This is a genomic window from Serratia sp. Ag1, from assembly GCF_000743355.1.
GTDB lineage: Bacteria > Pseudomonadota > Gammaproteobacteria > Enterobacterales > Enterobacteriaceae > Chania.
Window position 1 is genome coordinate 22,606 of sequence record NZ_JQEI01000010.1, and the last position, 19,049, is coordinate 41,654.

Genomic DNA, 19,049 nt, shown 5'->3' on the forward strand with positions numbered 1-19,049 from the left:
TATTCAGTGTCTTGGGGGGTAAGTACAAAGGAAACTGTCATATGCGCTAAGGAAGATATGTGTATAGAAAGATGTGGTGGTAACTACAGTCGCCCTTACATTGATGTAGCCCGTTTACGGGCAGTAAGTAACAGAAGTAATGCAAATGTGAGGTAGTCATGCGCCTGTTAGGGCGCGGCAGGTAAGAGAGCCTTACAGGCGCATATGAAAAACCTCCGGCTATGCCGGAGGATATTTATTGTGCTGCAAATAAAAAAGCACCGCAAATCGCAGTGCTTTCTATTTACCGAGGGCATAACTAGCCGGTATTACGCATCCCGGCGGCGACACCCGCAATGGTCACCATCAGCGCCTGTTCAACCCGTGCATCCGGTTGCTCTTGCTGGCGTAAGCGGTGTAGCAGTTCGGCTTGCAGAACGTTGAGCGGATCGGTGTAAACGTTACGCAACGCGATGGATTCGGCAATCCATGGCAGATCTGCCATCAGGTTATCGTCGTTGGCAATGGTCAGCACCACTTTGATATCGCTTTCCAACTGATCGCGAAGCTGTTTACCCAATGGCCACAGTGATTTATCCACTAGGCGCTGATCGTAGTATTCCGCCAGCCACAGATCGGTTTTGGAAAACACCATTTCCAGCATCGCGATACGGGTCGAGAAGAACGGCCAGTTGCGGCACATGGCTTCCAGCTGGTCTTGCTTACCCGCCTTCACCGCCTCCTGCAAGCCTGCACCGGCACCCAACCAGGCGGGCAGCATCAGGCGGTTCTGCGTCCAGGCGAAGATCCACGGGATGGCACGCAGGCTTTCTACACCGCCGTTCGGGCGACGCTTGGCCGGGCGTGAACCTAACGGCAGTTTAGCCAGTTCCTGCTCCGGCGTTGCGGCACGGAAATAGGGTACGAAGTCCGGGTTTTCACGCACGTAACCGCGATACATTTTGCACGAGGTTTCGGACAACTCATCCATCAGCGAACGCCACTCTTTTTTCGGCTCCGGCGGTGGCAACAGGTTGGCTTCCAGCACCGCACTGGTGTAGAGCGCCAGACTGCTGATGGTGACTTCTGGCAGGCCGAACTTGAAGCGGATCATCTCGCCCTGCTCGGTGACACGCAGGCCGCCTTTCAGGCTGCCCGGTGGTTGTGATAACAGAGCGGCCTGAGCTGGCGCACCACCACGGCCAATCGAACCGCCACGGCCATGGAACAGCGTCAGCGCCACCCCGGCTTTTTCACAGGTTTTGATCAGCGCGTCCTGCGCGCGGTATTGTGCCCAGGAGGCTGCCATCACGCCCGCGTCTTTCGCCGAGTCGGAATAGCCGATCATCACCATCTGCTTGCCCTGAATAAAGCCGCGATACCAGTCGATATTCAGCAACTGGGTCATCACATCATCGGCATTGTTCAGGTCGTCGAGGGTTTCGAACAATGGAGCTACCGGCAGCGCGAAGGGGCAACCGGCTTCTTTCAGCAGCAAATGCACCGCCAGCACGTCGGACGGCGTGCGTGCCATGGAGATCACATAGGCGGCAATCGAACCTTGTGGTGCTTCTGCGACTACGCGGCAGGTTTCCAGCACTTCCTGCGTTTCGGCACTGGGTTCCCACTTCAGCGGCACCAGCGGGCGCTTGGAGTTCAGTTCGCGGATCAGGAATGCCTGTTTGTCGGCCTCAGACCAGCTTTCATAATCCCCTAACCCGAGGTAGCGGGTCAGTTCAGCGATGGCTTCGGTATGGCGGGTGCTTTCCTGGCGCACGTCGATGCGCACCAGCGGCACGCCGAAGCAGCGCACCCGGCGCAGCGTATCCAGCAACTGGCCGTTGGCGATAATCCCCATGCCGCAGGCTACCAGCGATTGATAACAGGCGTACAGTGGTTCCCAAAGCTGCTCGTTGTTCACCAGCAGATCCTGTGGGCGCAGCACGCGTTCACCTTTCAGCCGCCCTTCCAGATAGGCCTGGGAGCTCATCAGTTGGCTGCGCAGGCGTTTCATCAACTCACGGTACGGCTCCTGTACGTCGGCCCCACCGGCCAGTTCACGCAGTTCCGGGGTACATTCAGTCATCGACAGTTCGGAAACCAGTACCTGAACGTCGCGGATGAACAGATCGCAGGCTTTCCAGCGGCTTAACAACAGCACGTGACGGGTGATTTCTGCCGTGACGTTTGGGTTGCCATCGCGATCGCCGCCCATCCAGGAGGTAAAGCGAATTGGCACGGCCTCTACCGGCAGGCGGTAATCGATGGAGTTTTCCAACTGCTCGTTAAATTCGCGCAGAAAGGCTGGCACACCTTCCCACAGGCTGTTTTCCACCACCGCAAAGCCCCATTTGGCTTCGTCGACCGGCGATGGGCGATTTTTGCGCATTTCGTCGGTATGCCAGGATTGCGCGACGAGTTGGCGCAAACGGCGCATGATTTTATTGCGCTCGTAGTCGGCCAGATCGTTATGGTCGAGCTGGCTGAGGCAGGTATTCACCTCAACCAGTTTATGGATCAGGGTGCGGCGAGTGATTTCCGTTGGGTGTGCGGTCAGTACCAGCTCAATAGAAAGCTCGTCCACCGCGTTTTGCAGCTCTTTAGTGCTGAGCTGTTTGTCTTTCAGGCGAGTGAACAACTGGGCCAAAGCTTCTGGATTGCTTGCGGCTTCGCCATGTGGCGAAATGCTGTGATACTGCTCGGCCACGTTGGTCAGATTAAGGAACTGGCTGAAGGCGCGCGCGACCGGCAGCAACTCGTCATTGGACAGGTTCTGCAACGTAGACAGCAGTTCTTGACGATGTGCTTCATTGCCAGCACGTGAAGATTTGGAAAGCTTACGGATAGTTTCAACGCGATCGAGAATATGCTCGCCCAGCGCTTCTTTGATGGTGTCGCCGAGCAATTTGCCGAGCATACTGACATTACTTCGCATTGCCGAATATTGTTCGTTCATATAACCCCTGGCCCAATTCTCTGTATACCCCTGGTTATCAAAGCTGCGGTGTTGTTAACCACAACTTGAAATCTGTGGGTACCTGATTTTCATCTTGTAAGTAAGTTTCACGTGTTAGGTAAAGACTACCGGTTTTATCTCACTACGTTGCTGCCCAATTGCTAATTGACACTATTTTTAGCAAAAAAACATCAAAATCGGCGCATTTTCTGAAATTTAATTACGGGCCGCTGGTTATCAGTCTGGCTTATCGGCTTAACTTTCTGCGCGTTAAAGCAGAGGGCGACAGCAACTGACCGCCCTTTGGCTTTATTAGCGGCAGAAGTGATCGACGAGTTGCCCCAGCAACTGGCGTGTGGGTTCGATAAACGCGGTGTCGAGATATTCATCCGGCTGGTGTGCCTGGTTGATCGAACCCGGCCCCAGCACCAGCGTTGGGCATACTTCCTGCACGAACGGTGCTTCGGTGCAGTAGTTGACCACTTCGGTACGTGAACCCAGCAGTTGCTCAATCACTGCCACCATATGGTGATCGGTTGGGCACTCGTAGCCGGGGATCGGCGGATGCAGCTCATCAATCGACAAACGCCCCGGCCAACGTTGGCTTACCGGTGCCAGCGCGTCGTGCAGCAGTTCGTTGATGTTATCCAACGTCATGCCCGGCAGCGGGCGGATATCCATATGCAACTCACAACAGGCACAAATACGGTTGGCGGCGTCGCCCCCGCTGATATGGCCGAAGTTCATGGTGGGATAAGGCACCGCAAACGCCGGGTTGTTGTAACGCTCTTGCAGCGTTTTGCGCAGCTCCATCAAATGCCCGATGGATTCATGCATCAGATCGATGGCGTTGACACCGCGTGCCGGATCGCTCGAGTGGCCTGATTGGCCAACGATGCGGATGGCGTTGGAGATATGGCCTTTGTGCGCACGTACCGGTTTCAGTGACGTTGGTTCACCGATAATGGCAAAGTCTGGGCGGATTTGGCTGGAAGCGGCGAAGTAACGTGCCCCAGCCATGGTCGTTTCTTCGTCTGCGGTAGCCAGGATGTACAGCGGTTTGGTCAGTTTGCTGGCGTCAATATCCCGTACCGTGTCCAGAATAAAGGCAAAGAAGCCTTTCATGTCGGCGGTACCCAGCCCGTACAGTTTGTTGTCGTGCTCGGTCAGGGTGAAAGGATCACGTGTCCAGCGGCCTTCATCGTAAGGCACGGTGTCGGTGTGGCCCGCCAGCAGCAGGCCACCACTGCCACTGCCGATGCTTGCCAGCAGGTTAAATTTATTGCGCGTGTCGGGCACCGGTTGGACGTCGACACGGAAGCCTAAATCGCTGAACCAGCTGGCCAGCAAGTTGATTAATGTTTCATTACTCTGATCGAGAGCACCATCGGTGGCGCTGATTGAATTTGTTGCGATCAACGCGCGGTACAGCTCAATAAATGGAGGTAATTTCATCTTCACTGTTGACAGCCTTTGGTTAGGATAGTATCAATATTCATGCATTTATTTTGAATAAAAATACATTAAGCTGGAGCGTAAGGGAACTCTGCCCCAGGATGTTGATAAAAACATCAACGCTCGACCACGTGGGTGAACGGCGCAACAACGCGACTACGCCCTGCAATCGGGGCACAAGTGCCTCTACTTTAAGCCAAAAAGGTGAAAGGCCACATGTTGAATACGCTGATTGTTGGAGCCAGCGGTTACGCCGGAGCGGAGCTCACGGCTTATCTGAATCGCCACCCACACATGAACATAACCGCTTTAGCGGTTTCAGCGCAAAGTGCAGATGCAGGAAAATTACTTTCCGAGCTGCATCCGCAGTTAAAAGGCATTGTCGATCTGCCGTTGCAGCCGTTGGTGAACGTGGCCGAAGCGGCAAAAGGGATCGACGTGGTGTTCCTTGCCACGGCACATGAAGTCAGCCACGACATCGCCCCAGAGTTTTTGGCGGCAGGTTGTGTGGTATTCGATCTTTCAGGTGCGTTTCGCGTACAGGATACCGATTTTTACCGCCAATATTATGGTTTTGAACATCAGCATGCCGACTGGTTGGATAAAGCGGTCTATGGGCTGGCCGAGTGGCAAAGTGAGAAAATTAAAGCAGCACAACTGATCGCCGTGCCGGGTTGTTACCCAACGGCGGCGCAGTTGACGTTAAAACCGCTGATCGACAAACAACTACTGAATCTGGATCAATGGCCAGTGATCAACGCCGTTAGCGGGGTGAGCGGTGCCGGGCGCAAAGCCAGCGTCACCACCAGTTTCTGCGAAGTCAGCCTGCAGCCTTATGGCCTGTTCAACCATCGCCATCATCCTGAAATCACCGCGCACTTGGGTATCCCGGTGATCTTTACGCCGCATTTGGGGAGCTTCCCGCGCGGTATTCTGGAAACTATCACCTGCCGCCTGAAAACGGGCGTCACCGCGCAGGATGTGGCTGCGGCCTATCATGCGGCTTACGACGATAAACCGCTGGTACGGCTGTACGATAAAGGTGTGCCAGCGCTGAAATCGGTGGTGGGCCTGCCGTTCTGCGATATCGGTTTTGCCGTGCAGGGCGAGCATCTGATCGCCGTAGCAGCGGAAGACAACTTGCTGAAAGGTGCGGCTGCGCAGGCAGTGCAGTGCCTGAATATCCGTTTTGGGTTCCCAGAAACCCAGTCATTAATTTAAATCGATCGTGAGTAAGCAGCGATGAACCCATTAATTATTAAACTCGGCGGTGTGTTACTGGACAGTGAAGAAGCGCTGGAGCGTTTGTTTAGTGCGCTGGATATTTATCGCCAGGAACATCAGCGCCCGCTGGTGATCGTCCACGGTGGTGGTTGCGTGGTCGATGAGCTGATGAAGCAGCTTTCTCTGCCGGTAGTGAAGAAGAACGGCTTGCGCGTAACGCCTGCCGATCAGATCGATATCATTACCGGTGCATTGGCCGGGACTGCCAACAAAACGCTGTTGGCGTGGGCGGTCAAACATAAAATCAGTGCGGTTGGGCTGAGCCTGGCCGATGGCGGCAGCGTTGCGGTGACGCAGCTCGACCCAGCGTTGGGCCACGTTGGCAATGCACAGCCGGGTTCGCCTGTGTTGCTCAATACGCTGCTGGCGGCGGGCTATCTGCCGGTGATCAGTTCTATCGGTATTACCGCTGAAGGCCAACTGATGAATGTGAACGCCGATCAGGCCGCCACGGCGCTGGCTGCTACCCTCGGTGCAGATTTGATCCTGCTGTCGGATGTCAGTGGCATTCTCGATGGTAAAGGGCAGCGCATCGCGGAAATGACGGCGCAAAAAGCAGAACAACTGATTGCTCAGGGCATCATTACTGATGGTATGGTAGTGAAGGTGAATGCGGCACTGGATGCGGCCCGTACTCTTGGCCGCCCGGTAGATATCGCCAGCTGGCGTAATGCCGAAAAGCTGCCTGCTCTGTTTAATGGTGTGTCGCTTGGCACCCGGATCCTCGCTTAAATTTAGAATTAAAAAGGAATAACACAATGCAAAACAAAGGCATCAAGAAAATCGTTCTGGCGTACTCTGGCGGCTTGGATACTTCGGCCATCATTCCATGGCTGAAAGAGAACTACGGTGGTTGCGAAGTGGTAGCCTTCGTGGCGGATATCGGCCAGGAGCGCAGCGATCTGGAAGGCGTTGAGCAGAAAGCTCTGCAATCCGGTGCCTCTGAGTGTCACGTGGTTGATCTGCGTGAAGAGTTCATTCGTGACTACGTTTACCCAGTGCTGCAGACCGGTGCGTTGTATGAGGGCAGTTACCTGCTGGGCACTTCTATGGCGCGCCCGATTATCGCTAAGGCCCAGGTTGAGCTGGCGCTGAAAGTGGGTGCAGACGCGCTGTGCCACGGTGCGACCGGTAAAGGCAACGATCAGGTACGTTTCGAAACCACCTATACCGCGTTGGCCCCGCATCTGAAAGTGGTTGCACCATGGCGTGAGTGGAACCTGCGTTCCCGTGAAGCGCTGCTGGATTACCTGAAAGAGCGTAAAATCCCGACGACTGCGTCGCTGGAAAAAATCTACAGCCGTGATGAAAACGCCTGGCATATCTCAACCGAAGGCGGCGTGCTGGAAAGCCCATGGAATGCTGCAAACAAAGACTGCTGGGTATGGACCGTAGACCCGCAGGAAGCACCGGATCAGCCTGAACATGTGACGGTAACCGTGGAAAAAGGTTGTGTAGTCGCGGTGAACGGCGCAGCGATGAGCCCGTATAAATGCCTGGAAACCTTGAACGTGCTGGGTGCCAAACATGGCGTTGGCCGTATCGATATCGTAGAAAACCGTCTGGTGGGGATTAAATCCCGCGGCTGCTACGAAACCCCAGGGGGCACCATCATGGTGGCTGCGTTGCGTGGTATTGAGCAACTGGTTCTGGATCGCGACAGCTTCAAATGGCGTGAGCAGCTGGGCCTGGAAATGTCTTACGTGGTGTACGATGGCCGCTGGTTCGCACCGCTGCGTCGTTCCATTCAGGCTTCGGCCCAAGCGCTGGCAGAAGAAGTTAACGGTGAAGTGGTACTGCAACTGTATAAAGGCCAGGTAACGGCGATTCAGAAAAAATCGGCCAACAGCCTGTATTCCGAAGAGTTTGCGACCTTCGGCGAAGACGAAGTTTACGATCACAACCATGCGGGCGGTTTTATCCGCTTGTTCTCGCTCTCTTCCCGTATTCGTGCGCTGAACGAGAAGAAAAAGTAACCTTGGGTCATTTAAGGGGCGCAGCATGCTGCGCCCTTTCGCATATTTATTCAGGAGCAAGATTATGGCACTTTGGGGCGGGCGCTTCAGTCAGGCGGCGGATCAGCGGTTCAAACAATTAAACGATTCTCTGCGCTTTGATTATCGCTTGGCGGAACAGGACATTGTTGGCTCTATCGCCTGGTCAAAAGCGCTGGTGACCGTCAATGTACTGACGGCGGCGGAGCAACAGCAGCTTGAGCAGGCATTGAACGCGTTGCTGGCAGAGGTTCAGGCCGATCCGCTGGCGATCGTCAAAAGCGACGCGGAAGATATTCACAGTTGGGTAGAGCAGAAGCTGATCGACAAAGTCGGCGATTTGGGCAAAAAGCTGCACACCGGTCGTAGCCGTAACGATCAGGTAGCAACCGATCTGAAACTGTGGTGCAAACACCAGGTCAGTGAACTGCATCAGGCGATTATCCAATTACAGCAGGCACTGGTAGAAACCGCCGAAGCCAATCAGGATGCGGTAATGCCGGGCTATACCCACTTGCAGCGTGCGCAGCCGGTCACTTTCGCCCACTGGTGTTTAGCTTATGTGGAGATGTTGGCGCGGGACGAAAGCCGTTTGCAGGATACGTTGAAGCGTTTGGATGTCAGCCCGCTTGGCAGCGGCGCGCTGGCAGGGACGGCTTATCCGATCGATCGTGAACAACTGGCTGGCTGGCTGGGTTTTGCATCTGCGACCCGTAACAGCCTGGATAGTGTTTCCGATCGCGACCATGTGCTGGAACTGCTGTCCAACGCGGCTATCAGCATGGTGCACCTGTCGCGCTTTGCTGAAGATCTGATCTTTTTCAACAGCGGCGAAGCGGCATTTGTTGAGCTTTCCGATCGCGTGACCTCAGGTTCATCCCTGATGCCGCAGAAGAAAAACCCAGATGCGCTGGAGCTGATCCGTGGTAAATGCGGGCGCGTACAGGGTGCGCTGACCGGCATGATGATGACCCTGAAAGGGTTGCCACTGGCGTACAACAAAGACATGCAGGAAGATAAAGAAGGGCTGTTTGATGCGCTCGACACCTGGATGGACTGCCTGCAGATGGCGGCGCTGGTGCTGGATGGTATTCAGGTGAAACGCCCACGTTGTCAGGAAGCGGCACAACAGGGCTATGCCAACTCTACCGAATTGGCCGACTATCTGGTGGCTAAAGGCGTGCCGTTCCGCGAAGCACACCACATTGTGGGTGAAGCGGTGGTTGAGGCGATTCGCCAAGGCAAGCCGCTGGAAGATCTGCCACTGGCCGACTTGCAGCAATTCAGCGCTGTGATTAGTGATGATGTCTATCCCGTTCTGGCTCTGCAATCCTGCCTGGACAAGCGTGCTGCTAAAGGTGGTGTTTCACCGCAGCAGGTCGCGAGTGCGATTAGTGACGCAAAGAAACGTTTGGCGTGATGATGTTTAACAGGGCCGAGCTTGCTCGGCCCTGACTGATGCCGTATGGCTATCCTGCCAGCCGGGCACACAGGTAGCGGTTCAGGCTGACACCTTCTTCTATAGCGTTGATCGCTAAACGCCGATGCTGTTCTGGTGTCAGACGCAATACCAACTTCCCACTGAAATTTTTCTCTGCCAACGCTTCCGGTGGGGTTTCGCCATTGGCGAGCATGTCTGTTACCACCTGTGCCACCAGTTGCTCAATACCATCCAGTGCCCCGGTGCGTGTTGATGCCAACCAGGACAACGAAGGGAATTCAGTACATAGCCCGACGTATTCACCGTCTTCTGCTGACCAAGTGATCCGGTAAGTGTAATGTTCATGTATTGCCATTTTCTTCCTCCAGTCTGCTCAAGGCGGCTATCACCTGTTTGACCTGATAAACCTTTGCCATACCGCTGTCCGCACGTTGGATGTTAACTCGCGGATCCCCCGGCCAGGGCATGCTGTAAACCTTGTGACTACCACTACTCATTCGTGGGGTTCCAAACCAACGGTTGCAGATTTTTACCAGTTCATGAAATTTGATATTGGTCTGCCGTTGGCGAAGACTGACTATGATGTCGCTAAGCTCTTTCATCCGTACGCTCTCAATATAGTATCATTAATAGTATCATTCAAGCTGTCTGCGGATAAAAATGACGGTAAAAGAAGGTTTCGGCAACCGGGGGATAGGCAATCTGGAATGTATTACGCATAAAACCGGGCGCAACGGCCCGGTTTGGTTTTTACTCGGATGCGGGGTTAATCACTTGGGCAACGCTGGCAGCGTTCCGCTATGGTTTCCCTAATAAGCGTATTTTCACACGGCACATTGTTGAGTGCCGTGTGAAACCCGTCCGGTATTTTTTCTTATTAGGCTGACAGGAAAGCTTCCAGATCGTCACTGCCACCAATGTGACGCCCACCGATAAACACCTGTGGCACGGTAGCGCGGCCACTGACAGCGCGCAGGCTGACGGTGGTAGCATCTTGGCCCAACACGATCTCTTCGTACGGCATGCCACGCTCTTGCAGCATTTGTTTGGCTTTCGTGCAGAATGGGCAGCCGGGTTTGGTGAACAGGGAAACGGATTCCTGCACTTTGAACGCTGGAGCCAAGTATTTCAGCATGGTATCGGCATCAGACACTTCAAACGGATCGCCCGGCTTGTTGGGTTCGATGAACATTTTTTCTACTACGCCGTTGCGTACCAGCATAGAGTAACGCCAGGAACGAGGGCCAAAACCCAGATCGGCTTTCTCAACCAGCATGTTCATCCCTTTGGTGAATTCACCGTTGCCGTCTGGCACAAAGGTAATGTTTTCAGCGTGCTGATCTGCTTTCCAGGCGTTCATTACGAAGGTGTCGTTGACCGAAACACACAGAATACTGTCAACGCCGTGCTGCTTGAACACGCTGAACAGTTCGTTATAGCGTGGCAGATGGCTGGAAGAACAGGTTGGAGTGAATGCTCCCGGCAGAGAAAACAGGATCACGGTTTTGTCTTTAAACAGGTCGTCGGTGGTGACGTCGATCCATTGGTCGCTTTGGCGGGTGTGGAAAGTAACCTGAGGGACTTTTTTGCCTTCTTGATTAGTAAACATGAATTAACCCTTTAATAATAAAAATATTTTTTTGAGTTTTGTGCAGTCTGACTCTGTTGGAAGACATTATTCATGCTTGGGCTTGATAGTTCTAATCACTCATTGCTATCTTATCTATCGCCATGAGCTATCATGGCTAGGAGGTAAACAATGAATATTCGTGATTTAGAGTATCTGATCGCTTTGGCCGAGCACCGTCATTTCCGGCGGGCTGCTGATTCGTGCCATGTCAGTCAGCCCACATTAAGCGGGCAGATCCGCAAGCTGGAAGATGAACTGGGTGTGATGCTGCTCGAACGCACCAGCCGTAAAGTGTTATTCACTCAGGCGGGTTTATTGCTGGTGGAGCAGGCCCGTACGGTGCTGCGTGAAGTCAAAGTCCTGAAGGAGATGGCCAGCCAGCAGGGCGAGGCCATGTCCGGGCCGCTGCACATCGGCCTGATCCCGACTGTAGGGCCTTATCTGTTACCGCAGATTATCCCAACGCTGCATAAAACTTTTCCCAAGCTGGAAATGTATCTGCATGAGGCGCAAACCCACCAACTGCTGGCGCAACTCGACAGCGGTAAGCTGGACTGTGCGATTCTGGCATTAGTGAAAGAAACCGAAGCCTTTATCGAAGTACCGTTATTTGACGAGTCGATGAAGCTGGCGGTGTATTCCGATCACCCTTGGGCGCAGCGCGATCGCGTGGCGATGCCGGATTTAGCCGGGGAAAAACTGCTGATGCTGGAAGATGGCCACTGCTTGCGCGATCAGGCGTTGGGCTTCTGCTTCCAGGCTGGTGCCGATGAAGATACCCACTTCCGTGCGACCAGTTTGGAAACACTGCGCAATATGGTGGCTGCGGGCAGCGGAATCACACTGTTGCCAGCCTTGGCGGTGCCCAATGAGCGGGAGCGTGATGGCGTGTGCTATCTGGATTGCTATAAGCCGGAACCGAAGCGCACCATTGCATTGGTGTATCGCCCCGGTTCCCCGCTGCGTGGCCGTTATGAGCAGTTGGCCGAAGCGATCCGCGAACATATGCAGGATTACCTCGGCAGCGCCTTAAAATAGACGGTTTAAACCGTTCAGCGCAGCAACCCGATAAGCTTCGGCCATGGTCGGATAGTTGAAGGTGGTATTCACGAAATACTCGATAGTATTGCCTTCACCTTTCTGCTCCATGATCGCCTGACCAATGTGAATGATCTCTGCCGCACGTTCACCGAAGCAGTGGATCCCCAGGATCTGCAGCGTGTCGCGGTGGAACAGGATCTTCAGGCTGCCGACGTTCATCCCGGCGATTTGCGCCCGAGCCAGGTGTTTGAACTGGGCGCGGCCTACCTCGTAAGGCACTTTCATCGCGGTCAGTTCCTGCTCGGTTTTACCGACAGAGCTGATTTCCGGTATGGTGTAAATGCCGGTCGGGATATCATCGATCAGGTGCCCGCCTGCTGAGCCAGAGGAAATGGCCTGTGCGGCGATACGGCCTTGATCGTAGGCGGCTGAAGCCAGGCTTGGGTAGCCAATCACGTCACCCACGGCGTAAATATGGGCCACTGCAGTCTGGTACATGCTGTTGACCTTCAGCAGGCCACGGCTGTCAGCCTCCAGGCCGACATTCTCCAGCCCCAGCGAATCGGTGTTGCCGGTGCGGCCATTGGCGTACAACAGGCAATCCGCCTTCACTTTTTTGCCGGATTTGAGGTGCACAATCACGCCATCTTCCGTGCCTTCAATCTTCTCGAACTCTTCGTTATGGCGAATCACCACGCCGCTATTCCAGAAGTGATAAGACAGTGAATCCGACATTTCCTGATCGAGAAACGCCAGCAGGCGATCACGGGTGTTGATTAAATCCACTTTGACGTTCAAACCACGGAAGATCGACGCATATTCGCAGCCAATGACCCCAGCACCGTAGATCAACACGTGACGGGGTTCATGGTTCAATTCGAGAATTGAGTCACTGTCATAAATACGCGGGTGTTTAAAATCAACGTTGGCCGGGCGATAAGGGCGCGAACCGCAGGCGATCACAATATTGTCCGCGCGGACTGTGTCCTGAGTACCGTCTTGATAGCGAACGCTGACGGTATTGGCGTCGATAAAGCGGGCATCACCGGCAAACAGTTTACATTGGTTGCGCTCATAAAAGCCTTGGCGCATGCGGGTTTGCTGGTTAATAACGTTGTCGGCGTGGCGTAAAATGTCAGGGAAAGTGGCACTGAGTGTGCGGGAGTTATTGTAAAGCGGGTTCTGGTTGAATTCGATGATGCGGCTGACCGCGTGGCGGAGGGCTTTTGAGGGGATGGTGCCCCAATGAGTGCAGCCGCCGCCCACGTTATTGTACCGTTCAATCACGGCGACGCGGGCACCTTGTTTCACCAGCCCCATGGCGGCACCTTCACCACCAGGGCCCGAGCCAATGACAATGGCGTCAAATTGATAGTGCTGTTGCATGTAGGAGAGACCTGTTCTTATACAAAATTACAACGGGATCTTAACATCAATAGCGCTGTACACCCAATCACCATTAGACTTTTTGAGGCAAAACACCGTTAGTGCGGCCCGAAACTGTGACAAAGCGCGTTTGTATAAATGCGGTTGCAATAAATTTGCTATATTGCCGATTCTACGGCGTTAGCTTGAGTGGATGGGATCGATCTGAATATGCATATAGGCGTCAGAGCACAACAAAAAGAACGGACTCGTCGTTCCCTCATTGAAGCGGCTTTCAGCCAGCTCAGTGCCGAACGTAGTTTTGCCAGCCTGAGCCTGCGCGAAGTCTCGCGGGAGGCGGGGATCGCCCCGACTTCGTTTTACCGCCATTTCCGCGACGTGGATGAGCTCGGGCTCACCATGGTTGACGAAAGTGGCCTGATGCTGCGCCAACTGATGCGTCAGGCACGCCAACGCATTGCCAAGGGCGGCAGCGTGATCCGCACGTCGGTATCCACATTTATGGAATTTATCGGTAACAACCCAAACGCGTTCCGGTTGCTGCTGCGCGAGCGCTCTGGGACTTCTGCGGCGTTTCGTGCGGCGGTAGCGCGTGAAATCCAACATTTTATTGCCGAACTGGCGGATTACCTTGAGTTGGAAAACCATATGCCGCGCAGCTTTACCGAAGCGCAGGCCGAAGCGATGGTGACCATTGTGTTCAGTGCAGGTGCGGAAGCGCTGGATATTGACATCGAACAGCGCCGGAAGCTGGAGGAACGCCTGGTATTACAATTGCGGATGATTTCCAAAGGGGCTTATTACTGGTATCGTCGCGAACAAGAAAAAGCATCTGTATCCCGCGTATAACAAGGTGAAAATAATGGAAAAATCCTGTCGTGAGAATGGTACTTTACTGCTGGCCCTGATCGCTGGCCTGTCGATAAACGGTTCCTTTGCCGCGTTGTTCAGCTCGGTGGTGCCGTTTTCGGTCTTCCCATTAATTGCGCTGGTGCTGGCAGTGTATTGCCTGCATCAACGTTACCTGGCTCGGCCAATGCCAGATGGCATGCCAAAGCTGGCTGCCGCCTGTTTCTTGTTGGGGATCCTGGGGTACAGCGCGATTGTCCGGGTAGAATACCCGCAGATTGGTTCTAACTTCCTGCCAGCGATTGTTTGTGTTGCGCTGGTATTCTGGATTGGGGTCCAATTGAAGAAACGTGACTCTGTTGAGCAATAAGCTTTATTTTCAATGAAATGGCGGGTATTGAGCCCGCCAGAACTCTTCTCAGCGACGTTCCAGTAACACACCGCATTCCATATGGTGGGTGTAAGGGAACTGATCGAACAGCGCCAGTCGGCTGATCTGGTGAGTGGCCTGCAGTGTTGCCAGATTGGCGCACAGCGTTTCCGGGTTGCAGGAAATGTACAGAATGCGTGGGTAAGCTTGCACCATTTTCAGGGTATCATCGTCCAGCCCGCTGCGCGGTGGATCGACAAAAATTGTCTCGCAATTATAGCTAGTTAAATCAATGCCTTTCAGCCGATTGAATTCACGCGCGCCGTTCATCGCCTGGGTGAAATCCTCTGCCGCCATGCGGATAATTTGTACGTTATCGATCTGGTTGGCCGCAATGTTGTACTGAGCTGCGGCAACGGAAGGCTTGGCAATCTCGGTGGCCAGTACGCGCTCGAAGTTGCGTGCCAATGCCAGCGAGAAGTTGCCGTTACCACAATACAGTTCCAGCAGATCACCCTGCGAATCCTTTGTGACATCCAGCGCCCACTCCAGCATCTGCACGTTCATTGCGGCGTTCGGCTGGGTAAAACTGTTTTCTACCTGGCGATAAATCATGTCGCGACCGGCGACCGGCAAGACTTCGTCGATATAATCCTGATCCAGCATGATTTTCATTTTCGACGCACGGCCAATCAGTTGCACATCAAAGCCCTGTTGACGCAGCGCATCACGCAATGCCGCCGCTTCCTGCTGCCATTGTTCATCCAGCTTGCGGTGATACAGCAACGAAGCAATGATTTTACCGCTCTGCGTGGAGAGATAATCAATCTGGAACAGTTTGTGGCGCAGTACCGGGTTAGGTTTGAGGGCGGCGATCAATTCGCGCATCAGCCGGTTAATCAGCTCGCTGGCGGCAGGGAAGCTATCGACGCGGATGCGTTGCTTGGTCTGCTGATCAAACATGATGTGGTACATCTCGTCTTCATCATGCCAGATACGGAATTCTGCGCGCATACGGTAGTGGCTGACTGGCGAGCGGAACACTTCCGGCTCAGGTGCCATGAACGGCGACATCATCGTTTTCAGGCGAGCAGTTTTCTCCGCCAGTTGGTCGTCATAGCGTTCAATGGGCAAAATCTCGGGCGTCATGGTTCTTCTCGTCAGGCAAATTGGATCTGCGGCGATTGTAGGGAATCAAACCGTGAAGTCCAGTTTTGTTGCGTTTGGCATTTATTGGCAGTCTAGACATCCATTTTTATTGATCGTAGCATGGCCGTCCGGTCTCAAGCAGCGAGTGAAAAGGGAATCCAGTGCAAATCTGGAGCTGACGCGCAGCGGTATGGGGAAGTCACGGCGATAGCATTTTTGATGCAGACACTGTCCACTGCTGGATGGGAAGTCATCGCCCGGTGCCGGTTGCCTGCGGCAATCTGCAAATCCCAAGCCCGAAAACCTGCCGGTGTACGTCGCAATAACCATGGCCGTCGCGAATTATCGGCTGTGATCCTGCGGCATCCGCCAATTAAGTTTGGATGCTTTTCTGAATGACAATGATAAAAAATACCCTGCTGGCGGTTTGCTCCGTGACGGCAGTTTCTGGATGGGCGCAAGACAGCACCACGGTTGATAACAGCGATACCCTAGTTGTAAGCGCTAACCGCTTTCCGCAGCCGGTTTCTTCGGTGCTGGCACCCACTTCCGTCGTCACGCGTAATGATATCGAGCGCTGGCAGGCTAAAAGTATGGTCGATGTGATGCGCCGGTTGCCGGGAGTGGATATCGCGCAGAATGGCGGCCTGGGGCAGAGCTCCTCGGTCTTTATACGTGGAACCGAAGCCAGGCATGTGCTGCTGCTGATTGATGGTGTGCGCCTGAATCAGGCGGGGATTACCGGCTCCTCTGATTTGAGCCAAATCCCGGTTTCGCTGGTGCAGAAAGTTGAATTTATCCGTGGGCCCCGTTCCGCCGTCTATGGTTCTGACGCTATTGGTGGGGTGATCAACATCATTACCACCCGTGATAAGAATGACACAACGCTGTCTGCCGGAGTGGGCTCCAATGGCTATCAAACCTATGATGGTGCAACGCAACAACCATTGGGTGAGAGTACTTTAGCGACGTTGGCTGGCAGCTATACCTATACCAGAGGCTATGATGTGGTGGCCAACCTGCCAGACGGCTTTGGTAATCCGGCACAGCCCGATCGCGACGGCTTTATGAGCAAGGCGCTGTATGGCCAACTGCAGCATCAGTTTAGCGAGTCGTTGAGCGGATTTATGCGCGGTTATGGTTACGACAATCGTACTGCTTACGATGGCAGTTACAGCTATCAGGATCCCCTGCATGCAGATGCTTTGCCCGATACCCGCCAGCTCTATAGCCAGTCGTGGGACGGTGGCCTGCGTTATCACCAAGGAATTTATGCTACGCAACTAACTGCCAGCTATAGCCATAGCAAGGATTATAATTACGACCCGAAATATGGCCGTTATTCTGCCTCATCAATTCTGGATGACTCCACACAATATAATGTGCAGTGGGGAAATCATTTCCGGGTTGCTCAGGGCAGCATCAGTAGCGGGGTCGATTGGCAAGAGCAGAAGCTCGAGCCTGGCACCGCTTATATCTCCGACAAGAAGAGCCAACGTAATACCGGGCTGTATCTGACTGCACAGCAACAGTTTGACGCGGTGACCCTGGAAGGTGCGGTGCGTGGTGACGAGAACTCACAATTCGGCTGGCACAATACCTGGCAAACCAGCGCTGCGTGGGAGTTTGTTGCAGGCTATCGTGCAATAGCTTCTTATGGCACTGCGTTCAAAGCGCCGACTTTGGGGCAACAATACGGCGACTTTGGTGGTAACCCGGGTCTTAAACCGGAAGAGAGTCGGCAATGGGAAGGGGGTTTTGAAGGCCTGACCGGTACGGTAGCCTGGCGTGTAACGGGGTATCGTAATGATATCGATAACCTGATTGGCTATTCCTCCAGTAATGTTGCGCCAGCCTATTACAATGTGGATCAGGCGACCATCAAAGGTATTGAAGCTACGGCCTCCTTTGATACCGGGCCATTGACCCATCAGATTAGCTATGACTATGTTGATCCACGTAATGCGAAGACGAATGAGGTGCTGGCTCGGCGCTCTAAGCAGCAGATCAAATATGAACTGGATTGGCAGATAGAGGACTTCGATTGGGCACTCACATACCAATATCTGGGTGAGCGCTATGATGCTGATTACAGCAACTATCCAGAGCAACGCCTGAAACTGGCGGGCGTCAGTTTGTGGGATCTCGCAGTTTCGTATCCGGTCACATCTCATCTGACAGTTCGTGGTAGAATTGCCAACCTGTTTGATAAAGATTACGAGACGGCTTATGGCTACGTTACTCCAGGAAGAGAATACTACCTCACTGGAAGCTATACCTTCTAAGGGCACTGAGGCCCCGCGCCCTACGGTGCTGATATTTGATTCCGGTGTCGGTGGGTTGTCAGTGTATCAGGAGGTTCGGCAATTACTGCCGGATCTCCACTATATATACGCTTTTGATAACGTCGCCTTTCCATACGGTGAAAAATCCGAAGAATTTATCGTTGAGCGAGTGCTGGAGATTGTCAGCGCGGTTCAGCAACGTCACCCTCTGGCGATTGTGATTATCGCCTGTAATACCGCCAGTACAGTTTCTTTGCCTGCGCTGCGTGAGCGCTTTGCTTTCCCGGTAGTCGGTGTGGTACCCGCGATCAAGCCTGCGGCCAAACTAACCGCCAATGGTATCGTTGGGTTGTTGGCAACGCGTGGTACCGTCCAGCGTTCTTATACCCATGAGTTGATTTCCCGTTTCGCAACCGACTGCAAAATCGAACTTCTGGGCTCTTCGGAACTGGTGGAGTTGGCTGAAGCTAAACTGCATGGCGAAGAAGTGCCACTGGCAACGCTCAGGAAAATTTTGCAACCGTGGCTGAACATGCGTGAACCACCGGATACGGTGGTATTGGGGTGTACCCATTTCCCTCTTTTATCTGAAGAACTGATGCAGGTTCTGCCAGAGGGGACGAGACTGGTGGATTCCGGTGCAGCCATTGCTCGCCGTGCAGCCTGGCTTATCTCAGCGCAAGAAGGGTTGAACTCAACTCAGGAAGATAATCTGGCTTATTGCATGGCATTGAACGAAGATACTGATGCTTTGTTGCCCGTATTGCAGAGTTATGGCTTTAAAGCGTTGAAAAAACTGCCACTTTGAGGGTGTTTTGATTAAACATTCAACGGTCAGGAAAAAAATTGAATTTAGGGGTTGCGGCCTGCGCGGAACTCCCTATAATGCGCCTCCACTGACCGGGAACAACGACCAACACGTCGCCCAGACAGGAAGAAGCAACCCGGTAAAGATACCGGCTCTCGCAAGAGAAAAAAGGTTGACTCTTCAGCGGGAAAGCGTATTATCTGCCTCCCGCGTTACCGAGAAACAATCCGGTAACCACGCTCTTTAACAATTTATCAGACAATCTGTGTGGGCACTCACAAGACGATATCCAGCTGCTTCGGCAGCACAAAAAATATCAAGTCTTGAAGAGTGACCAAGCAGTAATTCATTTGAATGAATTATTACGAACGTTGATTTTCGAGCATCGCTTAACGTGTTTAAGCACATCAAGCTTTTAATTG

16 protein-coding genes and 1 riboswitch are annotated in these 19,049 nt (G+C 53.5%); of the genes, 9 read left to right on the forward strand and 7 right to left on the reverse strand.

Translation table 11 applies throughout. The annotated features are described in order from the left end of the window. Positions 1–298 precede the first annotated feature (298 nt). Together ppc and argE are read right to left on the reverse strand one after the other, a co-directional pair. Positions 299–2,935, reverse strand: coding sequence for a phosphoenolpyruvate carboxylase (gene ppc, locus IV04_RS06225; protein WP_037404306.1), 2,637 nt, complete (start codon positions 2,933–2,935; stop codon positions 299–301). 312 nt (positions 2,936–3,247) lie between these two features. Then, positions 3,248–4,390 carry an acetylornithine deacetylase gene (gene argE / locus IV04_RS06230; protein ID WP_037404307.1) on the reverse strand — a complete coding sequence of 381 codons (1,143 nt, stop codon included), beginning with the start codon at positions 4,388–4,390 and terminating at the stop codon, positions 3,248–3,250. 216 nt (positions 4,391–4,606) lie between these two features. Here argE and argC point away from each other — a divergent pair, with 216 nt between their 5' ends. The 4 genes from argC to argH all read left to right on the forward strand — a co-directional run bounded on the left by argC (position 4,607) and on the right by argH (position 9,088). Next, positions 4,607–5,611, forward strand: a complete 1,005-nt coding sequence (argC, locus tag IV04_RS06235; protein ID WP_037404309.1) for an N-acetyl-gamma-glutamyl-phosphate reductase — start codon at positions 4,607–4,609, stop codon at positions 5,609–5,611. A 21-nt stretch (positions 5,612–5,632) separates the two neighbouring features. Continuing rightward, positions 5,633–6,406 (forward strand): acetylglutamate kinase, encoded by a 774-nt coding sequence (gene argB, locus IV04_RS06240; RefSeq protein ID WP_037404311.1) that lies wholly within the window; start codon positions 5,633–5,635, stop codon positions 6,404–6,406. Positions 6,407–6,432: 26 nt separating this feature from the next. Beyond that, complete coding sequence (locus IV04_RS06245; RefSeq protein WP_037404312.1) at positions 6,433–7,650, forward strand: argininosuccinate synthase; 1,218 nt, start codon at positions 6,433–6,435, stop codon at positions 7,648–7,650. 64 nt (positions 7,651–7,714) lie between these two features. Next, positions 7,715–9,088 carry an argininosuccinate lyase gene (gene argH, locus IV04_RS06250; RefSeq protein WP_037404314.1) on the forward strand — a complete coding sequence of 458 codons (1,374 nt, stop codon included), beginning with the start codon at positions 7,715–7,717 and terminating at the stop codon, positions 9,086–9,088. 49 nt (positions 9,089–9,137) lie between these two features. Here the strand turns inward: argH and IV04_RS06255 are convergent, their stop codons facing one another. From IV04_RS06255 to IV04_RS06265, 3 genes are all read right to left on the reverse strand, one after another. Then, positions 9,138–9,464, reverse strand: coding sequence for a type II toxin-antitoxin system HicB family antitoxin (locus tag IV04_RS06255; RefSeq protein ID WP_037404315.1), 327 nt, complete (start codon positions 9,462–9,464; stop codon positions 9,138–9,140). Further along, complete coding sequence (locus IV04_RS06260) at positions 9,451–9,711, reverse strand: toxin HicA (protein ID WP_037404316.1); 261 nt, start codon at positions 9,709–9,711, stop codon at positions 9,451–9,453. The genes IV04_RS06255 and IV04_RS06260 overlap by 14 nt, the downstream gene beginning before the upstream one ends. A gap of 275 nt (positions 9,712–9,986) precedes the next feature. Further along, positions 9,987–10,718 carry a redoxin family protein gene (locus IV04_RS06265; RefSeq protein ID WP_037404317.1) on the reverse strand — a complete coding sequence of 244 codons (732 nt, stop codon included), beginning with the start codon at positions 10,716–10,718 and terminating at the stop codon, positions 9,987–9,989. A gap of 150 nt (positions 10,719–10,868) precedes the next feature. Here IV04_RS06265 and oxyR point away from each other — a divergent pair, with 150 nt between their 5' ends. Beyond that, entirely contained in the window at positions 10,869–11,777 is a 909-nt protein-coding gene (gene oxyR, locus IV04_RS06270) for a DNA-binding transcriptional regulator OxyR (protein WP_037404319.1), read from the forward strand. Here the strand turns inward: oxyR and sthA are convergent. Continuing rightward, a complete protein-coding gene (gene sthA / locus IV04_RS06275) occupies positions 11,769–13,166 on the reverse strand; it encodes a Si-specific NAD(P)(+) transhydrogenase (protein WP_037404321.1) in 1,398 nt (465 codons plus the stop codon). The genes oxyR and sthA overlap by 9 nt on opposite strands. Before the next feature lie 216 nt (positions 13,167–13,382). Between sthA and fabR the strand changes: the two genes are divergently transcribed. Both fabR and IV04_RS06285 read left to right on the forward strand, forming a co-directional pair. Next, positions 13,383–14,015 (forward strand): HTH-type transcriptional repressor FabR, encoded by a 633-nt coding sequence (gene fabR / locus IV04_RS06280; protein ID WP_037404329.1) that lies wholly within the window; start codon positions 13,383–13,385, stop codon positions 14,013–14,015. A 13-nt stretch (positions 14,016–14,028) separates the two neighbouring features. After that, positions 14,029–14,385, forward strand: coding sequence for a YijD family membrane protein (locus IV04_RS06285; RefSeq protein WP_037404323.1), 357 nt, complete (start codon positions 14,029–14,031; stop codon positions 14,383–14,385). A gap of 48 nt (positions 14,386–14,433) precedes the next feature. On the opposite strand, the gene trmA is transcribed toward IV04_RS06285, so the two are convergent. Next, positions 14,434–15,534 carry a tRNA (uridine(54)-C5)-methyltransferase TrmA gene (gene trmA / locus IV04_RS06290; RefSeq protein ID WP_037404325.1) on the reverse strand — a complete coding sequence of 367 codons (1,101 nt, stop codon included), beginning with the start codon at positions 15,532–15,534 and terminating at the stop codon, positions 14,434–14,436. A 112-nt stretch (positions 15,535–15,646) separates the two neighbouring features. Beyond that, positions 15,647–15,861: riboswitch (cobalamin riboswitch) on the forward strand. A gap of 68 nt (positions 15,862–15,929) precedes the next feature. Here trmA and btuB point away from each other — a divergent pair. Both btuB and murI read left to right on the forward strand, forming a co-directional pair. Next, positions 15,930–17,819 carry a TonB-dependent vitamin B12 receptor BtuB gene (gene btuB / locus IV04_RS06295; protein ID WP_037404326.1) on the forward strand — a complete coding sequence of 630 codons (1,890 nt, stop codon included), beginning with the start codon at positions 15,930–15,932 and terminating at the stop codon, positions 17,817–17,819. After that, complete coding sequence (gene murI / locus IV04_RS06300) at positions 17,764–18,627, forward strand: glutamate racemase (protein WP_037404327.1); 864 nt, start codon at positions 17,764–17,766, stop codon at positions 18,625–18,627. Before btuB ends, murI begins: the two co-directional genes overlap by 56 nt. The last annotated feature ends 422 nt before the right edge of the window (positions 18,628–19,049 follow it).

Coding starts and splice junctions, on each gene's coding strand:
- ppc (WP_037404306.1), bottom strand. CDS start 2,935: ATGAACGAACAATATTCGGCAATGCGAAGTAATGTCAGTATGCTCGGC.
- argE (WP_037404307.1), bottom strand. CDS start 4,390: ATGAAATTACCTCCATTTATTGAGCTGTACCGCGCGTTGATCGCAACA.
- argC (WP_037404309.1), top strand. CDS start 4,607: ATGTTGAATACGCTGATTGTTGGAGCCAGCGGTTACGCCGGAGCGGAG.
- argB (WP_037404311.1), top strand. CDS start 5,633: ATGAACCCATTAATTATTAAACTCGGCGGTGTGTTACTGGACAGTGAA.
- IV04_RS06245 (WP_037404312.1), top strand. CDS start 6,433: ATGCAAAACAAAGGCATCAAGAAAATCGTTCTGGCGTACTCTGGCGGC.
- argH (WP_037404314.1), top strand. CDS start 7,715: ATGGCACTTTGGGGCGGGCGCTTCAGTCAGGCGGCGGATCAGCGGTTC.
- IV04_RS06255 (WP_037404315.1), bottom strand. CDS start 9,464: ATGGCAATACATGAACATTACACTTACCGGATCACTTGGTCAGCAGAA.
- IV04_RS06260 (WP_037404316.1), bottom strand. CDS start 9,711: ATGAAAGAGCTTAGCGACATCATAGTCAGTCTTCGCCAACGGCAGACC.
- IV04_RS06265 (WP_037404317.1), bottom strand. CDS start 10,718: ATGTTTACTAATCAAGAAGGCAAAAAAGTCCCTCAGGTTACTTTCCAC.
- oxyR (WP_037404319.1), top strand. CDS start 10,869: ATGAATATTCGTGATTTAGAGTATCTGATCGCTTTGGCCGAGCACCGT.
- sthA (WP_037404321.1), bottom strand. CDS start 13,166: ATGCAACAGCACTATCAATTTGACGCCATTGTCATTGGCTCGGGCCCT.
- IV04_RS06285 (WP_037404323.1), top strand. CDS start 14,029: ATGGAAAAATCCTGTCGTGAGAATGGTACTTTACTGCTGGCCCTGATC.
- trmA (WP_037404325.1), bottom strand. CDS start 15,534: ATGACGCCCGAGATTTTGCCCATTGAACGCTATGACGACCAACTGGCG.
- btuB (WP_037404326.1), top strand. CDS start 15,930: ATGACAATGATAAAAAATACCCTGCTGGCGGTTTGCTCCGTGACGGCA.
- murI (WP_037404327.1), top strand. CDS start 17,764: ATGGCTACGTTACTCCAGGAAGAGAATACTACCTCACTGGAAGCTATA.